General features: G+C 55.0%; 20 protein-coding genes. 10 read left to right on the top strand and 10 right to left on the bottom strand.

The window, feature by feature from the left end:
* The first annotated feature begins 17 nt into the window (after nt 1-17).
* Nucleotides 18-1,196, top strand: coding sequence for a serine hydrolase domain-containing protein (locus HNV11_RS07290; RefSeq protein ID WP_171739048.1), 1,179 nt, complete (start codon nt 18-20; stop codon nt 1,194-1,196).
* Nucleotides 1,197-1,206: 10 nt separating this feature from the next.
* Here HNV11_RS07290 and HNV11_RS07285 read toward each other — a convergent pair whose 3' ends face one another.
* Nucleotides 1,207-1,998, bottom strand: a complete 792-nt coding sequence (locus HNV11_RS07285; RefSeq protein ID WP_171739047.1) for a hypothetical protein — start codon at nt 1,996-1,998, stop codon at nt 1,207-1,209.
* A 258-nt stretch (nt 1,999-2,256) separates the two neighbouring features.
* Between HNV11_RS07285 and HNV11_RS07280 the strand changes: the two genes are divergently transcribed.
* The 3 genes from HNV11_RS07280 (at nt 2,257) to HNV11_RS07270 (ending at nt 6,530) form a co-directional block, all read left to right on the top strand.
* Nucleotides 2,257-4,932: an MGH1-like glycoside hydrolase domain-containing protein gene (locus tag HNV11_RS07280; protein WP_171739046.1), complete on the top strand. Its 2,676-nt coding sequence runs from the start codon at nt 2,257-2,259 to the stop codon at nt 4,930-4,932.
* Between the two features lie 162 nt (nt 4,933-5,094).
* On the top strand, nt 5,095-5,613 hold the full coding sequence (locus tag HNV11_RS07275) for a GNAT family N-acetyltransferase (RefSeq protein WP_171739045.1): 519 nt from the start codon (nt 5,095-5,097) through the stop codon (nt 5,611-5,613).
* Between the two features lie 17 nt (nt 5,614-5,630).
* On the top strand, nt 5,631-6,530 hold the full coding sequence (locus tag HNV11_RS07270) for a PhzF family phenazine biosynthesis protein (protein WP_171739044.1): 900 nt from the start codon (nt 5,631-5,633) through the stop codon (nt 6,528-6,530).
* A 2-nt stretch (nt 6,531-6,532) separates the two neighbouring features.
* Here the strand turns inward: HNV11_RS07270 and HNV11_RS07265 are convergent, their stop codons facing one another.
* Nucleotides 6,533-7,243 carry a membrane or secreted protein gene (locus HNV11_RS07265; RefSeq protein ID WP_171739043.1) on the bottom strand — a complete coding sequence of 237 codons (711 nt, stop codon included), beginning with the start codon at nt 7,241-7,243 and terminating at the stop codon, nt 6,533-6,535.
* Between the two features lie 114 nt (nt 7,244-7,357).
* On the opposite strand from HNV11_RS07265, the gene HNV11_RS07260 reads away from it, so the two are divergent.
* The 3 genes from HNV11_RS07260 to HNV11_RS07250 all read left to right on the top strand — a co-directional run bounded on the left by HNV11_RS07260 (nt 7,358) and on the right by HNV11_RS07250 (nt 9,689).
* Entirely contained in the window at nt 7,358-7,912 is a 555-nt protein-coding gene (locus HNV11_RS07260; RefSeq protein ID WP_171739042.1) for an L-threonylcarbamoyladenylate synthase, read from the top strand.
* Nucleotides 7,913-7,975: 63 nt separating this feature from the next.
* A complete protein-coding gene (locus HNV11_RS07255) occupies nt 7,976-9,478 on the top strand; it encodes a CCA tRNA nucleotidyltransferase (protein WP_171739041.1) in 1,503 nt (500 codons plus the stop codon).
* Between the two features lie 4 nt (nt 9,479-9,482).
* Entirely contained in the window at nt 9,483-9,689 is a 207-nt protein-coding gene (locus HNV11_RS07250; RefSeq protein WP_171739040.1) for a hypothetical protein, read from the top strand.
* A gap of 44 nt (nt 9,690-9,733) precedes the next feature.
* Here HNV11_RS07250 and HNV11_RS07245 read toward each other — a convergent pair whose 3' ends face one another.
* Together HNV11_RS07245 and HNV11_RS07240 are read right to left on the bottom strand one after the other, a co-directional pair.
* On the bottom strand, nt 9,734-10,525 hold the full coding sequence (locus HNV11_RS07245) for a M23 family metallopeptidase (RefSeq protein WP_171742092.1): 792 nt from the start codon (nt 10,523-10,525) through the stop codon (nt 9,734-9,736).
* A 121-nt stretch (nt 10,526-10,646) separates the two neighbouring features.
* Complete coding sequence (locus HNV11_RS07240; protein ID WP_171739039.1) at nt 10,647-11,492, bottom strand: helix-turn-helix domain-containing protein; 846 nt, start codon at nt 11,490-11,492, stop codon at nt 10,647-10,649.
* A 142-nt stretch (nt 11,493-11,634) separates the two neighbouring features.
* Between HNV11_RS07240 and HNV11_RS07235 the strand changes: the two genes are divergently transcribed.
* A complete protein-coding gene (locus HNV11_RS07235; RefSeq protein ID WP_171739038.1) occupies nt 11,635-12,609 on the top strand; it encodes a phytanoyl-CoA dioxygenase family protein in 975 nt (324 codons plus the stop codon).
* A 12-nt stretch (nt 12,610-12,621) separates the two neighbouring features.
* Here HNV11_RS07235 and porG read toward each other — a convergent pair whose 3' ends face one another.
* From porG to HNV11_RS07205, 6 genes are all read right to left on the bottom strand, one after another.
* Nucleotides 12,622-13,293 carry a type IX secretion system protein PorG gene (porG, locus tag HNV11_RS07230; protein WP_240163818.1) on the bottom strand — a complete coding sequence of 224 codons (672 nt, stop codon included), beginning with the start codon at nt 13,291-13,293 and terminating at the stop codon, nt 12,622-12,624.
* A 3-nt stretch (nt 13,294-13,296) separates the two neighbouring features.
* On the bottom strand, nt 13,297-14,280 hold the full coding sequence (locus HNV11_RS07225) for a DUF6089 family protein (protein WP_171739037.1): 984 nt from the start codon (nt 14,278-14,280) through the stop codon (nt 13,297-13,299).
* A 107-nt stretch (nt 14,281-14,387) separates the two neighbouring features.
* Nucleotides 14,388-15,263, bottom strand: a complete 876-nt coding sequence (locus HNV11_RS07220) for an NAD kinase (protein WP_171739036.1) — start codon at nt 15,261-15,263, stop codon at nt 14,388-14,390.
* A 93-nt stretch (nt 15,264-15,356) separates the two neighbouring features.
* Complete coding sequence (locus HNV11_RS07215) at nt 15,357-16,025, bottom strand: CBS domain-containing protein (protein WP_171739035.1); 669 nt, start codon at nt 16,023-16,025, stop codon at nt 15,357-15,359.
* A 149-nt stretch (nt 16,026-16,174) separates the two neighbouring features.
* Nucleotides 16,175-16,951: an alpha/beta fold hydrolase gene (locus HNV11_RS07210; RefSeq protein WP_171739034.1), complete on the bottom strand. Its 777-nt coding sequence runs from the start codon at nt 16,949-16,951 to the stop codon at nt 16,175-16,177.
* 14 nt (nt 16,952-16,965) lie between these two features.
* On the bottom strand, nt 16,966-17,580 hold the full coding sequence (locus HNV11_RS07205; protein WP_171739033.1) for an anthranilate synthase component II: 615 nt from the start codon (nt 17,578-17,580) through the stop codon (nt 16,966-16,968).
* A gap of 214 nt (nt 17,581-17,794) precedes the next feature.
* On the opposite strand from HNV11_RS07205, the gene HNV11_RS07200 reads away from it, so the two are divergent.
* Together HNV11_RS07200 and HNV11_RS07195 are read left to right on the top strand one after the other, a co-directional pair.
* Nucleotides 17,795-19,078, top strand: a complete 1,284-nt coding sequence (locus tag HNV11_RS07200) for an NAD(P)/FAD-dependent oxidoreductase (protein WP_171739032.1) — start codon at nt 17,795-17,797, stop codon at nt 19,076-19,078.
* A 51-nt stretch (nt 19,079-19,129) separates the two neighbouring features.
* Nucleotides 19,130-20,620, top strand: a complete 1,491-nt coding sequence (locus tag HNV11_RS07195) for a flavin-containing monooxygenase (protein ID WP_171739031.1) — start codon at nt 19,130-19,132, stop codon at nt 20,618-20,620.
* Nucleotides 20,621-20,636 lie beyond the last annotated feature (16 nt).

Genomic DNA, 20,636 nt, shown 5'->3' with positions numbered 1-20,636 from the left:
CTTTTAACCAACAGGCGATGCCCCGTCTTCAACGGAAATTACGGCTTATTTACCTATTTCCTGTCCTGGTCTGCCTGGCATCCTGCCACCGGCCAGCCCAGACCGATGCGCCCTACTTTCCGCCAAAGGGCGATGAGTGGGCGCATCGGCCGCCGGCCAAAGTAGGTATGAATGCGGCTCTGCTCGACTCGGCCGTAGCCTTCGCCAGAACCCAGGAAACAACCCAGATGACGCCTAATTTTTCGACCCAGGAAGAAATATTCGGCAAATTGCTCGGTCCCATGCCCACCAGCCGGGCCAAAACCAACGGTATTGTTCTGCGCCACGGCTATATCGTGGCCGAATGGGGCGACACGCAACGGGCCGACCCGACCTACAGCGTGGCCAAGAGCGTCCTGTCAACCGTGCTGGGTATCTCCATCGAGCGCGGACTGATTCCGGATATCCACGACCCGGTTGCCAAACTTATTCACGATGGTGGCTACGAGTCGGCCCAGAACCGCTCGATTACGTGGGAGCACCACGCCCGCCAGACCAGCGAATGGAATGGTGAACTATGGGGAAAAAACAGCGATTTTGTGGGTAAGGAAGCATTCGGCAAAGGCGAACGGAAACCCCGCACCCTGCAACAGCCGGGTACGTACTACGAATACAACGACGTACGCATCAACCGGCTCGCGCTGTCGCTGCTTCGGCTCTGGAAGAAACCCCTGCCCGAGGTTGTCCGCGATGAAATCATGAACCCAATCGGCGCATCGGATACCTGGCGATACATCGCGTATCCGAACGCTGTTGCCGATGTCGACGGCAAACGGATGCTTTCCGTCAGCGGGGGAACGCGCTGGGGCGGTGGCCTGTGGGTCAACAGCCGCGATGAAGCCCGCTTTGGGTATCTGTTTCTGCGGCAGGGGCGCTGGAAAGACCGGCAGATCATCTCGGCCGACTGGGTGAAGCAGGCCACCACGCGCGGCCCCGTTGGTCCGTCGTACGGGTATCTGTGGTGGCTGAACACACCTGATCCTTCAACGGGCAGAAAACCCTGGCCCGACGCACCCGCTTCGAGTTTTGCGGCCCTCGGCGCGGGTCAGAACACTATCTGGATTGATCCGGAACACGACATCGTCATCGTGTGGCGGTGGCATAATGGCAATCCTAACGACTTGATCAAGCGTGTGCTGGCGGCTGTCAACAACTAAACAGCCCGACTTACGGCAGCAAAAAACTCACCACATTAGACGGCTCGGGGTTTACGCCCGAATAGATTTTCAACTTCGAATCAGGATCGACATAGGCGTTTTCAATGGCCGTGATGCCGTAGGCGACCACATAAACACGCTCGCCCGGTTTGAACTCCAGCAGATCATCAGCCGATAGCTGAACCGTAAAGTTTCCTGAACCACCCGGCGGTACAGGGCTCTGATTGAAGGAGCTTACGTACCGCTGGAAGGTTATTTTCTCATCGCGACCGAAAAAAAGCCGCACCCGGCGCTGATGATCTATGCTTGTGCCAGTCGGCTGGATAGGTGTTGCCATACCAGTGAATGTTAACGACAAACCCTTGACGCTAACACCCAGGTCAGCTATTTTCGTTTTAGGCGTCTCCCAGATGCTTACAGGCTCAGCAATAGTCGACATTAAACCACCGGAGTGAGAAATATTTATTAACTTATAGTTACCATAATTATTTTTATTATAACTTAGGTTATATTTACCAGCAAAAACATTCCCAATTACAAACCGTCCTTCGGGTCGGGTAGAGGCAGGAAAAGCAGTGCGTTCACCTTCCAGCGATACGATCATACCCGCGTTATCGGGTTTCGGGACGCCAAATTCGTCATGCAGCGTAACAAACCCGGTTATATCCCCTTTGGGGTCCATGCTGGGATTGCGCGTTACTAATGTGTCGGCTGGTGACGGGGTTTCGGCTGGAAGCGCTCCGCAGGCCATAACTACAACTAACAACGCTACGTATAGTATAAACCGACTAAACAATTGCATAACGGCCATGATTTTATAAAAGCTATCAAATTTAAAGAGTCAGGCGGTTTTCTCAACCGCTCACCATATTTTACTACCACTTAGTCGAATCTGGCAGCCTGGCCCGAACAAGTACTATATCCTATTGGTTTACTGCAACATACCTTACAAGTGCGCCAAAATCAGACCGGACTCTCCATGCAATTACTCTGCATGCATACTATCTTTGGTGCTGGTTTTATCTGTAAATCAGCACCCACCGACTAGATTACTACCAGAATGACAGTTATAGCCGAACGAGAACGCATCTACGAACGAGCCGATAATAAAGGTTGGAAAAAATGGGGTCCCTATCTGTCGGATCGGGCCTGGGGTACTGTTCGTGAGGACTATAGTCCTTACGGCGATGCCTGGAACTACGTCACCCATGACATGGCCCGCTCGCGCGCCTATCGCTGGGGCGAAGAAGGCATTGGCGGTATTTCCGACAACAAAGGGCATATTTGCTTCGCCCTGGGGTTCTGGAATCATAAGGATAATATCATCAAGGAGCGCTTATTCGGCCTTTCGGGTCCGGAAGGCAATCATGGCGAGGACGTTAAGGAGCTGTATTATTACCTGGACAGCACCCCCACCCATTCGTACATGAAAATGCTCTATAAGTATCCGCAGCAGGAGTACCCCTACAACCGGCTGGTTATCGAGAGCGGACGCAGAAACCGCCAGCAGCCGGAGTTCGAACTCATGGATACGGGCATTTTTGATCAGGACGAGTATTTCGACATCTTCATCGAGTACGCCAAAGCCGATCAGAACGACTGGCTGGTGAGCGTAACGGCCCATAACCGGGCGGCTGTTGACGCCCCTCTGACCCTGCTGCCGACCATCTGGTTCCGCAATACGTGGTCATGGGGCTATGAGCAGTACAACGCGCGGCCGATGCTCAACGGCATTGCCAACAACCAGATCGAAGTCAATCATAAACTGCTGGGCAAATACAAGCTCTACTGCGAAGACGCCGACGCGCTGCTGTTCTGCGATAACGACACCAACACCGAACGGCTCTACGGCCGCCCCAACTCAACGGCCTATCCAAAAGATGGCATTAATAACTTCATCACGTCGGGGGGCAAGAAAGGATTTATAAACCCCAATCAAATCGGCACTAGGGCGGCTGCGCAGTACACGCGCGTGGTTCCGGCGGGCGGCAGCGTCACGATCCGGCTGCGGTTCAGCGACCAGACCACGCTGGCACAACCCTTCGATGACTTTGATGCGATTTACAAGCAGCGGCTGGACGAAGCCAACGCCTTTTACGCCAATCTGCAGAAAAACGTAACCGACCCCGAGCTGCTGGCGATTCAGCGACAGGCTTACGCCGGTATGCTCTGGAGCAAGCAGTTTTATTACTACAACGTCAACGAATGGCTCAAGGGCGACCCCAAGATGCCAGTGCCGTTTCAGGGGCGCGTTTACGCCCGCAACGAGTCCTGGCGACATATGTACACGGCGAATATCCTGTCCATGCCCGACAAGTGGGAGTATCCCTGGTTTGCGGCCTGGGACCTGGCCTTCCATACGCTGACGCTCGCTCGACTCGACCCAAATTTCGCCAAACGGCAGCTGGCGGTTATTCTGCGCGAGTATTACATGCACCCCAACGGCCAGATTCCGGCTTACGAATGGAATTTTAGCGACGTAAACCCGCCCGTCCACGCCTGGGCAACGTGGAAGGTATACGAGATTGATAAAGAGCTGAACGGCGTCGGCGACGTAGCGTTTCTGGAGCGGGTATTCCATAAACTCCTGCTGAATTTTACGTGGTGGGTCAACCGGAAAGACGTTGAAGGCAATAATATTTTCGGCGGGGGCTTCCTGGGGCTGGATAACATCGGGGTCTTCGACCGGAGCCAGCCACTGCCCATGGGCGGACGTATTGAGCAGGCCGACGGGACGGGCTGGATGGCCATGTATACCCTGAACATGCTGCGCATCGCCTGCGAGATTTCGCTGACGCGACCGAGCTACCAGGACATGGCCAGCAAGTTCTTCGAGCACTTCCTGCATATTGCATCGGCCATGAACAACCTCGGCAAGCAGAACATCAGCCTCTGGGATGAGGTTGACCAGTTCTATTACGACGTACTGCACACGCCCGATAACAACGCCCGGCTGCTTAAGATCCGGTCGATGGTTGGGCTCATTCCGCTGTTCGCCGTTGAAATTCTGGACGAAGAACTGCTCTCCAAACTGCCCGACTTCAAACGGCGCGTGGAATGGGTGCTGACCAACCGGCCCGATCTCGCTTCGCTCATTTCGCGCTGGCACGAGCCGGGCAAGGGCGAAACTCACCTGCTGAGTCTGCTGCGCGGCCACCGGATGAAGATGATCCTGAAACGGATGTTCGACGAAACCGAGTTTCTGTCCGACTACGGCATTCGGGCGCTGTCGAAATACCACGAAAAGACGCCTTATCAGTTTGAGCTGAACAGTGAAATTTTTCAGGTGCGTTACGTAGCGGCCGAATCGGAAATGAGCATGTTTGGCGGCAACTCCAACTGGCGCGGGCCAATCTGGTTCCCGGTAAACTTTCTGCTGATTGACTCCCTGTTGAAGTTCTATAAATACTACGGCGACGACTTTGAAGTTGAGTACCCCACGCATTCAGGGCAGGTTATGAGCGTAAAGGAAGCCACCATGCAGGTGACCGAACGGCTTATCAATATTTTCCGGCGCGACTTCAGCGGCCGGATAGCAGCTTACGGCAACGACGAGAAAATGCAGAATGACCCGCACTTCAAAGACCTGTATCTGTTCTACGAGTATTTCCACGGCGACGTGGGGACTGGCCTGGGGGCGAGTCACCAGACGGGCTGGACTGGCCTGGTGGCCGATCTGATCGAGTACCTCTATAAGTACCAGACCGAAACCATTGGCGTAAGTGCCGGTAAATGAGAAACAGAAAGCCGGGTTGAACCCGGCTTTCTGTTTCTCATTTCTCTTATCGGTATTTTGCCTGTCTCGCTGGCATTTAACGGGACAAGTTTTTCATTTTACGGATTGCGACCTGACAGGTGATTCCTATTTCTTCGCATCTTCGGGCCAATTATTGCCCGTATGTTGCCAATTACCACACCCCGCTTACTACTTCTGCCACCCGATCAGCCCATATATGAGGCTCTTTTTGCCGGGTCGGCGCAGCTTGGTCACCACCTGAACATCAGCGTTCCGGAAGTGTTGAGCGAATTTGACATTGAAACATTTCGATACGCTTTCGATCGATTTCAGGAAGACGCCAGCGAAGCTCCTTGGTGGCTGTATCTGTTCATTCACCGGCAGGACCGCGCCCTCGCCGGCGTGGGGGGGTATAAAGGCAAACCCGACGAGCAGGGCATGGTCGAAATCGGCTACGAAATCTATCCCAATTACCGCCTGCAGGGCCTGGCAACCGAAGCCGCCGACGCCCTGATAAAGCGGGCCTTTGAACACCCGGCAGTCAGGATTGTCCAGGCGCATACGCTGGCGGAGGAGAATCCGTCGGTACGCGTGCTGAAACGATGTGGCATGAGCTTCACCGACGCCTTTGATTCGCCCGATGACGGCCCGATCTGGCAGTGGCAGATTCGCCGACCGTAAACAAACGTTCTCATTCTATGCAATTTCCCTTTCACCTTGTTGACGTCTTCGCCGAAGCAAAATATCAGGGCAACCAACTCGCCGTAGTTGAACACGACGGCGAGCTGACCAGCGAACAGATGCTGGCCATTGCCCGCGAAATAAACTTCGCCGAAACAACGTTCGTTGACCGCCGGACTCTACAGGACACCGCCGTGGCAGTGCGCATCTTCACGCCCGATCAGGAACTGCCGTTTGCTGGTCATCCCACGCTCGGCACCGCCTACGTGATTCGGGAGGCTCTGCTGAAAACGTCCCCCAGGCAGATTGTGCTGAAACTTGGTGTTGGCAACATTCCGGTTGATTTTGGCGAAGATGGCGTCCTGTGGATGGAACAGAAGCAGCCCACCTTCGGGCAGACATATGCCCATGCCGATGTCGCCGACTTTCTGGGCATTCAGCCTGGCAACCTGATGATGAACCTCCCGGTTGAGGAAGTATCGACAGGAATCATGTTTCAGATCGTGCCGGTACAGAGTCGTGCGATTCTGAATACGCTCCAGCCAGACGCGGGAAAATTCCTGGATTTTCTGAAGCACCACGACCGCCATGTTGGCACGAACCGGCTAGGCTGTCTGGTCTTCACGACGGAAACCTACGAGCCGCAGCACGACCTGAACTGCCGGATGTTCTACCCCATGAACGCTACTGTTCTGGAGGATTCGGCCACGGGCAGCGCGAACGGTTGTCTGTTAGCTTACCTGCTGAAACACCGCGTACTGGACTCGACCGAACTGCAGTTACGCGTCGAACAGGGGTATGCCATTCCGCGTCCATCCCTGCTTTATCACGATGGGCGGCTTGGTCCCGATGGGCGTTACCAGCTTCGGATTGGCGGCCGGGTGCAGCCAGTGGCAACGGGGTTATGGACAGCCTGAAACTATTGCTCACGGCTCCAGATTTCATTCACCGGACTGCCCGTTGAACTTTGTCCGGTATGATGCCACTCGCTGCCGTTAACCTCGGCGTTGAACGTCAGCGAACGCCCAACGCGGCTATTGTCGCGGGAAAAGAAATCAATCGTTTCGGCGTACTGACCATCTTTCAGCACGTACGTTCCCCCGCCCGTTCCGGAAAACTGTTTCGCCTGCGGATTGATCGCGACCCACTGAAACCGGCCGCCGGTTAGTAGTTTGAGCGTTTTGCGTGGCCCACGCTGCATTGGCGATAGCTGTCCGGCATCGTTGGCGCGGCCGGTTATTCGCCATAGACCCGCCAGGGGCATCTGGGACGTAGGCTCGTCGAGTCGGCTGAAGGTTCGATTGCCGGCCGGGCCTTGCAGAATCAACTGGCCGTTTTGCCGGGTAACCTGGTATGATTCCGTTTGCCCGACGCGGCTGCTGTCCTGCGAGTCAAACTCAACCGTCAGGTTTAATTTATCGCCGGTGCGCTGGCAGACACCACCCCGCGTACCGATAAAGCGGTTCGGCTCATAGGTTGTCTGCATCAGGTAATTGTCCATGATAGTCAGCACAACCGCACTGCCCGATGCGCCGGTTGCCCTCCAGGCTCCGTCCAGATCGGTTTTCACCGGTCGTAACGCGAGTCCTACGCTCGCGGCAAACAGCAAAACGATCCATCCTGCTTTCATTGTCTGTTGAATTTAGTTCAGCCTTAAAAGCCTTCGTGCCTGACCTGACTACTCAACCGACCGATTGTAGGCCACAAAACCAAACCGCGCCGTATCTTTGTGGTTTATTACACCATGAACCCAAGCATCCGCGACATCGCTTATCAACTTCGGCAGGGCCAGCTCATCGCCTTGGCCGACGAAACCGGCTGGTCGGTAGCGGCCGACCCGATTAACGACGCAGCCGTTGAAACCCTGCTGACGTTGCGAGCGAGTATGTCGGCTGGTCTGTTCCCAACTGTCCTGATTCAGAACACCGAACAACTGGTACTATATGTAGCCAGGCTACCGGATGTGGCCTATGACCTGGTTGAGTTCGCCGAAAACCCGCTCACGGTCGTTTACGACCAGGGCAAAAACATCGCCGGCGATTTATGGTCGGCAAACGACCCGGCCAGTACCGACGTAACGGGTGCGGTTGCCGTCCGGCGATCGCTCAACGCGGAAATACAGCGCCTGATTGGTGGCTTCGGCCGGGGTCTTCTGACCATTCCGTTCGAATCGCTGACGCTGCCGCCAGCCGCCGAAGCCGTAGTAAAGGGGCGGTTTGGCCAGTTGCCGGGTATGCCCAGACGGCCGCGCATCATGCGCCTGGGCGCGAATGGCGAAGTTAGTTTTATCAGAAAATAAGTCATGAATTCGTCGGCGGTCGTCACCAACGGATAGCCGACGCATACAGGACAGGTATTACGCATGAATTTCAGCGACACGCTTCAGAAAAACCCTCTTTTTGCGCTTATCGCCCGCGAAGCCGACGCGCTCGGCGTCCGGGCATACGTTATTGGCGGGTTTGTGCGCGATCTGGTGCTCGGCCGTCCCTCCAAAGATATCGATGTGGTCTGCCTCGGCAGTGGTATTGCCCTGGCCGAAGCTGTTGGAAAGGCGCTGCGCACGAAAGTTTCGGTCTTTCCAAACTTCGGCACGGCCATGCTGCGGGCTCTGCATGAGTCGCAGGATTGGGAAATTGAGTTTGTCGGTGCCCGCAAGGAATCGTACCGGAGCGACTCGCGCAAACCCATCGTGGAAGACGGCACCCTTGAAGACGATCAGAACCGACGGGATTTCACCATCAATGCCATGGGCATCAGCCTGAATCAGACCGATTTTGGTGAACTGGTTGATCCCTTCGATGGCATTCTGGATCTCAAACGTAAGATTATCCGCACTCCGCTCAACCCCGACGTAACGTTCTCCGACGACCCCCTGCGGATGATGCGCGCCGTGCGGTTTGCTTCCCAGCTCAATTTCGACATCGAGCCGGATACCTTCGACGCTATCATGCGCATGAACGAGCGCATCAGCATCGTTTCGCGGGAACGCGTGACCGACGAGCTCAATAAGATTATTCTGTCACCTACTCCGTCCTATGGCTTTAAGCTGCTGTACCACGCCGGTCTACTCGAACGGATTTTCCCCGAGTTAATCGCCTTGAAAGGGGTTGAGACGATTGAGGGCAAAGGCCACAAGGATAATTTTTACCATACCCTGCAGGTGCTGGACAATATCGCCAACCGGACCGATACGTCGCCTGCCCTGCTCGAAAACGAGCTCTGGCTACGCTGGGCGGCCTTGCTGCACGACATTGCCAAACCCGCCACCAAACGCTTTGATCAGAAAGTGGGCTGGACGTTTCACGGCCACGAGGATTTAGGAGCGCGGTGGGTTCCGGGCATTTTTCGGACGATGAAGCTGCCGCTGCATGAACACATGCGCTTCGTGCAAAAACTCGTCCGGCTGCACCTGCGGCCCATTGCCCTGACCAAAGAGCAGATCACGGACTCGGCCCTGCGCCGGCTGCTGGTCGACGCGGGCGATGACCTGGATGGATTGATGGCCCTTTGCCGCGCCGACATTACGTCGAAGAACTACGAGAAAGTGCAGAAACACCTGCGAAACTTCGACCGCGTCGAACGCAAGCTGCATGATCTGGAGGAGCGCGACAAGCTGCGTAACTTCCAGCCGGTCATTACGGGTGAACTGATCATGGAAACCTTTAACTTGCCGCCCTCAAAAGAAGTCGGCGAGCTTAAGGCTGTCATGCGCGAAGCCATCCTGGATGGTCTGGTTGCCAATACCCTCGATGCGGCTTACCCCCTGCTGCTCGAAGAAGGCCGCAAACGCGGCCTGACCGTAGCGAAAGAATTATCGGAACTGAAATCGGGGGCAGTTCCGGCAGAAGATGAGAAACCTGTTTAACTGAATGGATAATAATACAAACTTCCGCCGTTTCTTCGGCGCGTCGCTCACTATCCTGGGCGTGGTGGTTGTGCTGTTTGCCCTGGTCGCTTTTCTGTCCGACGGCAAGCCAGTTCTTGGCCTTAGCGTAAACAAAGCCGAGTCTACCGCTCCCTTCATCGTCGGGATGATCTTCCTCATCAGCGGAATCAATCTGGTGCGCGAATCCTGACCGACCCGTTGCCGGGTTCCGGCGAATCGCTCTGCAACAGCGGTCTACTTACTGAGCCGGGCCGAAAGCAGCCACGGATAGGTGTTCACAGGTTCCGGCAGGCCGTTTGGCTTGATCTGAAGATACATCAGATGGAGATGCGTTGGAGAACGGGTTTTATAGGCATTATACCCGGTTCGCCCCATTTCAGCGAGTTTTTCGCCGGCCTGCACCCACTGCCCGGGTGATACACTCACCGAACTATTGTGGGCGTAATAAAACAGCCCGTTGAGCCTGGGGTCATACACCCAGATCCAGTTACCGCCCCGGTACTCGGAGCCGGGCAGCCAGCCCGTTTCGATACCTAACACCAGCCCACTACTCATGGCCAGTATATCGACCGGCTGTCCACTACGGTCGTCAATATAATCCTGGTTGCGGTCACTGATAAAGATATCCTGCGCGGGGTGACTTCCCTGTACGGTATGATCGAACAAATCGAAACCCCGCCCCCGGTACCCTTCCCCATGCGATCCGCCGATTGACCGGGGCGTATAACCCCGAATTGGAAAAACAAAATACTGGCCCGTCCGCCGGAGACTGTCACGCTGCAGGCTGTCGTTTGGGGGACTGGCCTGACTCTGGAAACGCGCCTGCAGCCCGAGCATAATGGTGCTGAATTGCCGACGGGCCGAGTCAGGGGTTATGGTCTGCTCCCGGATTCTGGTGTAAAGCGTCTGGAACTGCTGGCAGTACGCGTAGAGGGTTGGCTCTTCCGAATTCCGGATGACTACCTGCGAGGATGCTACATTGATGCCGCCGACCAGTACTGCCACCACCACCCCCACGATCCGCATGAACGAAGTTACGTAAGTACTCACTAACTGACCTATTGGGTTACGTCCTCAAAAATACGCAAAGTCTGGTTTGACTTTACCTCTTCATGCAGAGATGGTCGGTTTAAGAGGACGAATGGTTTTAGGCCAGGTGCCGTTTTTTAAATTGCAGCGGATTCTCGCCCGTTACCTTCCTGAAAATGCGGTTGAAATAGGAAACGCTTTCAAACCCCGTCGCGAAGCAGGCCTCCGTTACGTTATGGTCGGTCAGCAGCAGTTTCTGCGCCTGATTGATCCGGTATTGATTCAGAAACTGCGTAAAGGTCAGGCGCGTCATTCGCTTAAAATACCGGCAGAAAGCCGCATCCGTCAGATTAATTAGATCCGCCATTTCGGCGATGTCCATTTTACGCGGGTAGTTTTCCTCGATATGCTGATAAACACGCCGGAGTCGCTGCTGCTCCTGCAGGTTGTACTGATTATTGACTGGCTTGCCGTGCAACTGCGTTCGTTCGTCGCTCGTAGCCAGTTGCTGAAAAATGCCCAGCAGGGCCATCATCCGGTCGAAGTGCGCTAATCGGGTTAAGGTTTCCAGCCGCTCGCCAACCAGCCGTTTGGTTTCACCGTAAAACGAGACCCCACCCCGGGCAGCTTCAAACAGACGGGCAATGTCGGCGAACTCCGGCGCCCGCCAGAACTGCTCGCCCAGGAAGTTTTCGCTTAGCTGCACGACTACTTTCCGATAGTCGGTCTTTACGCCATAATCGAAATTCAGGTGAGGAATGTTCGGGCCGATAAAAACCAGGTCGCTGCCTTCGTACCGTGAGATATGCTCGCCGACGTGTCGGGTTCCGCTGGCTCCGTCAATAAAAACGATCTCGTATTCCGGGTGGTAGTGCCACATGAATACGTCGGTCAGATGCGGAGTCAGCAAAATATGAAACGAACTGTCCGTATCGGGGTTGATATGCTCTAAAGCCAGCTTCATGTTGCGCAGAAATGTTGTGTTTCGCCGAAAACCGACGCTCTAGGAGCAATATAGTGCAAAAACCGGCCAGTTCTGTCATAACACCTACCCGCCTAGATACCCTAAATTTGTTTCAACTATAACCCCTGAAAATACCAGACACATGGAAACCCAACCCACAATGGCTCCGGCTGGCCCTCCGGCGAATGCGCATAAGGACATTCCGGGCAATCCCTCTACCGCAACCAGTAGTAAGATCAACCTAAACGACCGTTCGAATGGAAAACCCCTGCGTGTGCTGTCTGAAGAAGACTGGCAGTTCTGGATCACCAACGGGTACGTCATCGTTAAACAGGCCGTGCCGCGCGAAAACGCCGAACGGCTCGCCCGGTTGCTGTGGGAATTTGAAGAGAAAGACCCCACCGACCCCGACACCTGGTATGCCCCCGCCCGGGCCGAGATGAAGATGAAGGAGTTGACCAACAGCGGCATGGTCGAACTCTATAACCATCAGTTCGAATGGGACAACCGCCAGTATCCGCGCGTTTACGACGCCTTCGTCGACATCTGGGGCACCGAAAAACTTTGGGTAACGATCGACCGCGCCAACCTGAACTTTCCGGTCCGGCCGGGCCACGAGTTCAAAGGGTTCATTCACTGGGATTACGACCCCGAAACGCGGCCCCAGAACGTTCAGGGTGTGCTGGCCCTGGCCGACCAGACCGACGAAAACATGGGCGGCTTTCAGTGTATTCCCGAACTCTACCGGACCTACGATACGTGGAAAGTGACTCAGCCCGCCGATCGCGACCGGTTCAAGCCGGATACCGCTGGATTCGATCTGGTGAAAGTGAAGCTTGAAGCTGGCGACCTGCTGATTTTTAACAGCACCCAGCCACACGGGATTCGGCCGAACCTATCCAAAGATAAAGTCCGGATTGCGCAGTACATCTCGATGATGCCGGCTCAGGAAGACAATGAAGAACTGCGGCAATGGCGCATTACGTCCTGGCGTGAACGGCAGGCCCCCGAGGGCTACGCGTTTCCCGGCGACCCGCGCCAGTGGGAAAAAACCCGCTATCAGACGGCCGACCTGACCGAACTGGGCGAAAAACTCCTGGGTCTTCGGACGTGGTAGAAGCGGAGTGATTTACGGGCAAACGAGCCGATAGAACGTATAGCTAAACGTAATGGCCGTATAGGTATAGCTGTCTTTCAGGGCCGGATTTCCCTGCGCCCGTTTGGCCGACGTTACACCGAACGTGCGTTCGCCCAGCGCGTCCAGATAGTCCGAATTGGTAAAGCGCGTGCCCAACTCCAGCCCTACGCTCCACGGCCGATTGATTTCGTATTTGACGCCGATGCCGAGGGGGAAATTCACGAAACCCCGCGCGCGTATGACCGCATTCCGAACACTGTACAGCCCGATGCCCCCAAATACGTAAGGCGTCCAGTTTTTGACTTTAGGCTGCGGAATATAATTGAGAAAATTATATTCCAGGTCTATAGTGGCTTCGCTGATGCGGCTGTTGAATGAAAAGTCGCGGGCCTGCTGAAACGGGTCCCGGCTGAAACGGTCTTCGCCCCGGATGCCACCAATGGCCAGGCCGCCCCGGAGCGAGAACGAGCGGGTGGCGTTGTAACGCAGGAACATATTGGCCGCCGGCTTGTAGAAGCGCGGATTCAGATGGGTGGACACGTCGCCTTTATACAGCATACCGCCAACTCCGCCCCCAACCTCAAGTTTCTGCGCCTGCGCAGCAAGACTGATAAAAAGCCCGGCTATGATCAGCCGGGCTATGTGTTGGTATCGTTTGCTCACTGCCTACTTGATGGGCGGACATTTAATTTTGCCCGGAATAATGTAGTGAATCTGGAAACTCGTCAGCAGGTAGCCATCCGTAATGTAACCCCTTGCGCCCCGTTCTTCGCTACTAAACAGCGTAGGATTGATATTGAACAGCTCCTGCGCTTTTGTGTACCGATCAGGAGCTGGCTTAATCCGGGCCGCATTTCGTTCGAACCGGCGATCCGACATAATTTTGGACAACCCCTCCAGAGTAGCCGGGTCCGGGTACCCTCCATCACCTACGTCATCCAGATAGTCGGTGAAGCTATACCGGTAACCAATTTCGAAGGCTACGTTAAAGCTCTCATTAAGCGCATACCGCAGACCAAACCCTACCGGAACCGACGCCGTGACGAGCGAATAAGGCTTATCCCGGCCGGGTTGCCCCTGTCCTTCGGTGTGCAGAGGCTGCAGTTTTACCCATTTCTGCGCTTCGTAGGGCTCGTTGTTCGGTGGGGCCGGCGTGCGGGCCTCCGGGCTATGAGCCAGTAAAGCTACCCCTCCAAAAACATAAGGTGTAAATTTCGCGCGCATGTTGGAGTTACGTCCGTCGGCCACGAAGTTGTAGATACCCGTCAGGGCGAACTCCTTCAGATCGTTTCGAAAATGCAGATTCCGGGCATATTGCTGACCACTCTCTACGTAATCATTTTTATTGAACGTATAGTCGTCGCCCGCGATGCGCGCCCAGGTGAACATGGCCCGGGCCGCAAAGTTGGGCGTAAACTGGCGGGTGTAGCCCAACCCAACGTTCCAGCGCGGCATGATATAAGTTGCTTTCAGAAACTTTCGATAACCGGCTACATCCCCGTAGTAGTGCGATGAGCCAACGCCGAAACTAACCGACGAATAGGGCACAAACCGAGCATTAAGTTGGCGTTGAGCCAGGCTATCTGCTGCGTTGCCGAGCAGCATAAATGCCGCCAAAACGCCCGCTGTCAGATAATGGTTTTTCTTCATATAATCGTACGTTCGTGAATCAACCCGTTTGGCCGGAAGCCTAATCTCTTCCGAAACGGCCATTCCGCTGGTTTTATTGGAAAAGTGAATGGAAAATTATGCGCGGCTTAATTTCGGATGTCCCAGCCCCAATTGAGTTTACTCCGCAGGGTGTTCAGGAAATTGTCGTCGCTGAGTTTGACCAGCCGCGCTTTAAACCCTTCTTTCTGAACGCTGATTCGGGTGGATACGTCTACCGTGAACGAACGCGAATCGAGGGCAGCCAGGAAATTCCCGCTGCGGCTCTCGACCTCAAAGGCAAGCTGGCAGGTGTCCATGACGATCATCGGCCGAACGTTGAGGTTGTGCGGACTGATGGGCGTGATAATAAAATTGTTGGTTTGGGGCAGCAGCACCGGCCCACCGCAGCTAAGCGAATAGCCTGTTGAGCCGGAAGGCGTCGAAATAATCAGCCCATCGGCCCAGTAGGAGTTCAGAAATTCACCATCCAGGTAGGCATGGACCGTAATCATGGACGATGTCTGGGTGCGCGTAATGGTAAAGTCGTTGAGCCCAAAGGGCAGGTTTCCGAAGATATCCTGATTGGAGCGAACACTGACCAGAGTGCGCTCGTCAATGCTGAACTGGCCGTTGAAGAGGGCGTCGATCATCAGCCGGATAGACGACGGGGCAACCGTAGCCAGAAATCCCAGCCGACCAATGTTAATGCCGACAATCGGCGTCTGCTGTGGACCAACGTGCGTAACGGCATCGAGCAGGGTGCCGTCGCCCCCGAGACTAAAAATAAAATCGGCGTCGGCGATGCCCTGATCGGTCTGGTAGGTAGCCTCGCTGTTGTGCGTGACACCCGCCCCGTCTAAAAACTCGCGGTAAATATGAGAAAGGACAACCTCGACCTGCCGCTTGCCCAGTTCATCGAACATCGACTGGATATACGGTCGGGCCGCTTCGGGGAAGTTACGCCCGTGAATGGCAATTTTCATTGTGTGCGAAATTAGTCATTCGTAGCGGGAAGTCGGTCCAATTCGTTCAGCAAACCGATGGAATGTTTCTGACAGACCCTCCGCCCCGAATCACTACGTGTTCAGGTAACGAAGCAGCGAGTCGAGCCGCTCCTGATCAATGCTTTCTACAGGTGCATTGGCGAAAGCCGCTTCGATATGATAACCAAATCGTTCGAGTGTTGAAATGACGGGGGTGATATCCCGGCGGTTGAGTTTAAGCGTCAGCCGCGACCGGTCGGGCATCCCATAAGCAGCGCTCGAAAAATAACTGCTGATGATTTTGACGTTGTTGGATTCAACCAGCCGACTAACTTCCGTCATGGAGTAATCCCGTTCATGAAGGTTCAGAATCAGAATAGCCCCGCCTTCCTGCACACCCAGCTCCTGCGCAAACTGCTTCAGCAACTCATTTGCAGAAATCGTACCAGAAAATTCACGTCCTTCGCTCAACACGGCAATTACTTCCATCCGGTTCTGGATAACCAGGCCCAGAATTTCATAGAGATGCTGATCTTCATACGCATAGGTCTGCTCGAACAGACGCATGACATCGCCCAGGAGCCGACCGTCTTCGCCGACGTCCATTAGCAATTCTTCGCTCACCACCCCCCGGTAATCACCCTGGTCAGTCAGCACAAGTTGTCCAATGCGGTGCTCCTGCATCCAATCTAAGGCCTGACCAACGGAATCTGTCGATTTTAGGGCCGGGAGCATGGGGTCTATAAGTTCGGCAGCCAGCATATTTCTAGAAATTAACGGAAACTGTGTGGCAGAAAACTACGCAAAAACTCCCATAGTTTCCAAAACTTAGGGAAAATAGTCGGGGCAATCAGATAAACCGGCTCAAAGCAGGCACCTTAAGGCTGCTCAGGACCTGTTCAGGAGCCTGACTACCCAACCAGCTCGCCCAGCGGATGCCGGATCAGCCAGTTATCGAGCAGTTGGTTGAACCGCTTCGGACATTCCATCATGGGGGCGTGGCAGCACTTGTCAATGAAATGGAGCTCGGAATTGACGATCAGCCGGTTGAACTCATAGCCTACTTCGGCGGGCGTAATGGTGTCATTCAGCCCCCAGACGAGCAGCGTCGGTACCTGAATCTGGTGTAGGTCTTTAGCGACGTTGTTGCGCTGCGCCGATTTGGCTATACCTACGATACTCATGCACTTGGGAATGCTGCTCGTGATTTCAAACACCTCGTCGATCAGATCCTTCGATGCTACGTTCGGATCGTAGAACGTATAGGCCACGCGCTCGGCAATATAATCGTAACTACCGCGCTTGGGGAACGAGCCGCCCATGCCGTTTTCGAACAACCCCGAGCTGCCCGTCAGCACCAGGCGCTGAACCTGATGGGGGTGCTTGAAGGTATAAAGCAACGCGATATGACCACCCAGCGAGTTGCCCAGCAGCGTCAGATCCATCAGTTGTTTGTGGGCTACGAATTTTTCGATGAAGGCGACCAGCCCTTCCAGACTGGCTTCACGCATGGGCATTTCATAAATCGGCATGAGTGGAATCACCACCCGGTACCGGTCAGCGAACCCATCAATGACCCCATCCCAGTTGCTAAGCGCGCCGAACAGGCCGTGCAGCAGCAGCAACACATCGCCCTGACCCTCGTCTACGTAGCGGAATCCCGCATCTTCCCGAATTTGGTAGTTCATACGAAAGGTGGTAATTAACAAAGTAACTCGAACGAAGCGGAATCCTCCTGTTCGATAGTGCTAAATTTTAAGAAATTAATCCAATTCAATACCATTGGCAGACCAAACTGCGTCAGGGCAGCCTCGGGGTGAAACTGTACACCCCATATCGGCAATGCAGCATGACGAATGGCCATCACCTCATTCTGATCAGTTAGGGCGGTACTGATCAGCGTATCGGGCAGATCGCGCAGCACCAGCGAATGGTAGCGGGTTACGCTAAACTGCCCGGGCAGTCCCTGAAACAGAACATCGTCGGTCTGCACCCGGATGGTCGATACTTTGCCGTGCATAGGTAAAGCGGCCGGCGCCAGCGTGGCTCCGTAAAATTCGCCAATCGCCTGATGCCCTAGGCACACGCCCAGCAGGGGCACCCGGCCGGCATAGTGGGCAATGACATCCATCAGCCGACCGGCCTGCCGGGGCGTTCCCGGACCAGGCGATAACACAACCCCATTGACCGACAAATTCGTTAGTCGGGCAAGCGATTCGTTGTTGCGCACAACGTGACACGTAGCCCCCGCCTGCCGCAGATAATCGACAAGCATGTAGGTAAACGAATCAAAATTATCAACCACCAGCAGTTTCATGGCCCTATAACACCACTCAGCCCGGCAAAATTAATACATTCTAAAAAAAAGTATCTAACTAATAGTATTAGCTACTGATTTTCAGTATATTATTATTTTATCAACTTAGTTATATTCAATTTATCTAAAAATAGTACCACATAAATCGGCTCTCATCATTTATGTGCTTCGCGGATCGTCTATTTTTGCTCTCCATCTGAAATGAATGTCGTTTATGCACACGCCAGAATCGCCCGTTATTATTGTCGGCGCCGGAGTTGCCGGACTCACCTGCGCTGTTTATCTCAAACAGGCCGGTATTGACGCGCTTGTACTCGAAGCGGCCGACGGCGTAGGCGGACGGGTTCGCACGGATCGGGTCGATGGGTTTCGGCTCGACCGGGGGTTCCAGATTCTGCTAACGGCGTATCCGGAGGCTCAACGGCTATTGAATTATACGGCGCTCGCTTTGAAGCCGTTCCGGTCCGGAGCGCTGATTCACCATGCCGAAACCGGATCCGATGCCCGCTGGATGACGCTACTGAATCCGTTTCAGGAGCCGCACAAGGTTTTCCAGACGCTGGCTTCACCAGTGGGTCGCTTCAACGACAAGCTGCGGATTGTTGAGCTGCTTCGCCAAACCCAGGGTCTGCCCATTGACGAATTATTCCGGCAGACGCCGGTAACGACGCTGGCATTTTTAGAGGAGTTCGGTTTTTCGGACCAGATTATCGAGCGTTTTTTCCGGCCGTTTTTCGGGGGTGTTTTTCTGGAAGATGCGCTCACGACATCGAGTAATTTCTTTGAATTTTGCTTCCGGATGTTTTTCACCGGCGATGCGGCCGTACCGGCGCGGGGTATTGGCGCCATCGCCGATCAGCTGGCCGATCGGTTGTCGCCGGGACAAATTCGACTCAACGCACCCGTTATGGCGCTTGACGGCAACACCGTCCGGCTAACCAATGGTGAGACAAGGACGGCTCCAACGATAGTGCTGGCCGTTGATGCCGCCCAGGCCAATCTGTTACTCGGTCGCTCCGCATCGGCCAACGACCCGGAACGCCTGTTCAACCATACCACCTGCACGTATTTTGCGGCCGCCAGCAGCCCAAACCACCAGCGGCTGCTGATGCTGAATACCAACCGAAGCTCGGCGGTGCATAATCTCGCCGTGATGAGCGACGTGGCTCCGGATTATGCGCCGGCTGGTCAAACGCTTGTCTCGGTCAGCACTCAGGGGCTTGAATTGGTCAGCGAAGCGGCTCTTACCGAACGCATCCAGCGGGAACTAACCGATTGGTTTGGCAATGAGGTGCAGCAGTGGCGGCATTTGCAGACGTACCATATTCCTCATGCCCTGCCCGCCTATAACCCGGATTACGCCTGGGCCAACACGGTGCATCAGCCGCTGAAACTGGCCGAGCACCTCTATCAGTGTGGCGACCAGACCACCTACCCATCGCTCAACGCGGCCATGCAAACCGGACGGGAAGTCGCCGAACTAATCCGTCGGCAATAAGCTTCCACCTTCCCGCTCTTTTTGGTTATATTTGATCAGAAAGCACTGCGCATGAAACCAGACGTTGACGTAGCAATTATCGGGGCCGGGTTTGCGGGGCTGGGGGCGGCTGTCCGGCTGAAACAACGTAGCAACACCTCTTTCGTGGTCTTTGAGCGGGCCGATAGAGTGGGCGGCACTTGGCGGGATAACATCTATCCTGGCTGCGCCTGCGACGTTCCCTCTCACCTCTACTCGTTGTCCTTTGCGCCGAACCCCAACTGGTCGCGGATGTATTCTCCTCAGCCTGAAATTCTGGCGTACCTTCAAAACGTTGTGGACACTTACAACCTCCAGCCGCATATTCGCTATCATACCGAAATTATCCGCACCGAATTTTCGGAAGAAAACGCCTGCTGGACTGTAACCGACCGGACTGGCAATGCCCTGACGGCCCGCGTAGTCATTGGCGCGATTGGGCCACTCAACCGGCCCACCATTCCGAAACTGCCCGGCCTGGACCAGTTTGCGGGCCGGACGTTTCACTCCTCCCGCTGGGATACTTCATACGACCTGACCGGTAAGCGGGTCGCCGTTGTAGGTACGGGTGCCAGTGCGATCCAGATCGTGCCGGCCATTGCGCCCATCGTTGGTCAGCTCACGGTGTTTCAGCGTACCGCGCCCTACGTCATGCCCCGGCTCGACCGGGCGGTGTCGTCGGTTGAACAACGGCTTTTCCGCCAGCTACCCGTCTTTCAGAAATCCTACCGGACGTTTATCTACTGGCTCAACGAGCTTCGGGGGCTGTCGTTTCTGGGGAATGAAACGTTTCATAAGTTCGGTACGGCGCAGGCACGTAAACACCTCGAAGCGTCCATTGACGACCCTGAGCTTCGCCGGAAAGCCACCCCCAATTACAAGATGGGCTGTAAACGGGTGCTGGTGTCGGATGATTATTACCCGGCACTCACTCGTCCCAATGTCGAACTGGTAACCGAACGCATTGCCGAGGTCAAACCAAACGCCGTCGTCACCAGCGACGGCACCGAGCGCCCAATAGACGTACTTATCTTTGGTACCGGCTTCGTCGCATCAGAAATTATCTGCGATCTGAACATCATCGGCCGAAACGGGCGCAGCCTCTTCGACGAATGGTTAACGACCGGCCCCGAAGCTCATTACGGCCTGACAACTTCGGGATACCCGAACCTGCTGTTTCTGGTTGGCCCTAACACGGGACTTGGCCACAACTCTATCGTTCACATGATCGAGTCGCAGGTTAATTATGTACTGGGTTACCTTGATCTTCTGGAACGGGCAGGCCATGACGCCTTTCTGGACGTAAAGCCCGAAGTTCAGGCCGCTTATAACGCCGACATCCAGCAGAAATTGGCGCGCACCGTCTGGGCCTCGGGTTGCCAGAGCTGGTATCTGGATGCACGCGGCCGGAATACGACCCTCTGGCCCGCTCTGACGGTTGCTTACCGCAACGCTACGCGTCGGGTGAATCCGGCCGACTATAACATCGTGCAGGCCCGACAGCTGGCCGCCAATCGCGCATAAACGCTAGGCAGAGCCC

Source organism: Spirosoma taeanense (assembly GCF_013127955.1).
Classification (GTDB): domain Bacteria; phylum Bacteroidota; class Bacteroidia; order Cytophagales; family Spirosomataceae; genus Spirosoma; species Spirosoma taeanense.
This window is presented reverse-complemented; position numbering and strand designations above follow the sequence as displayed.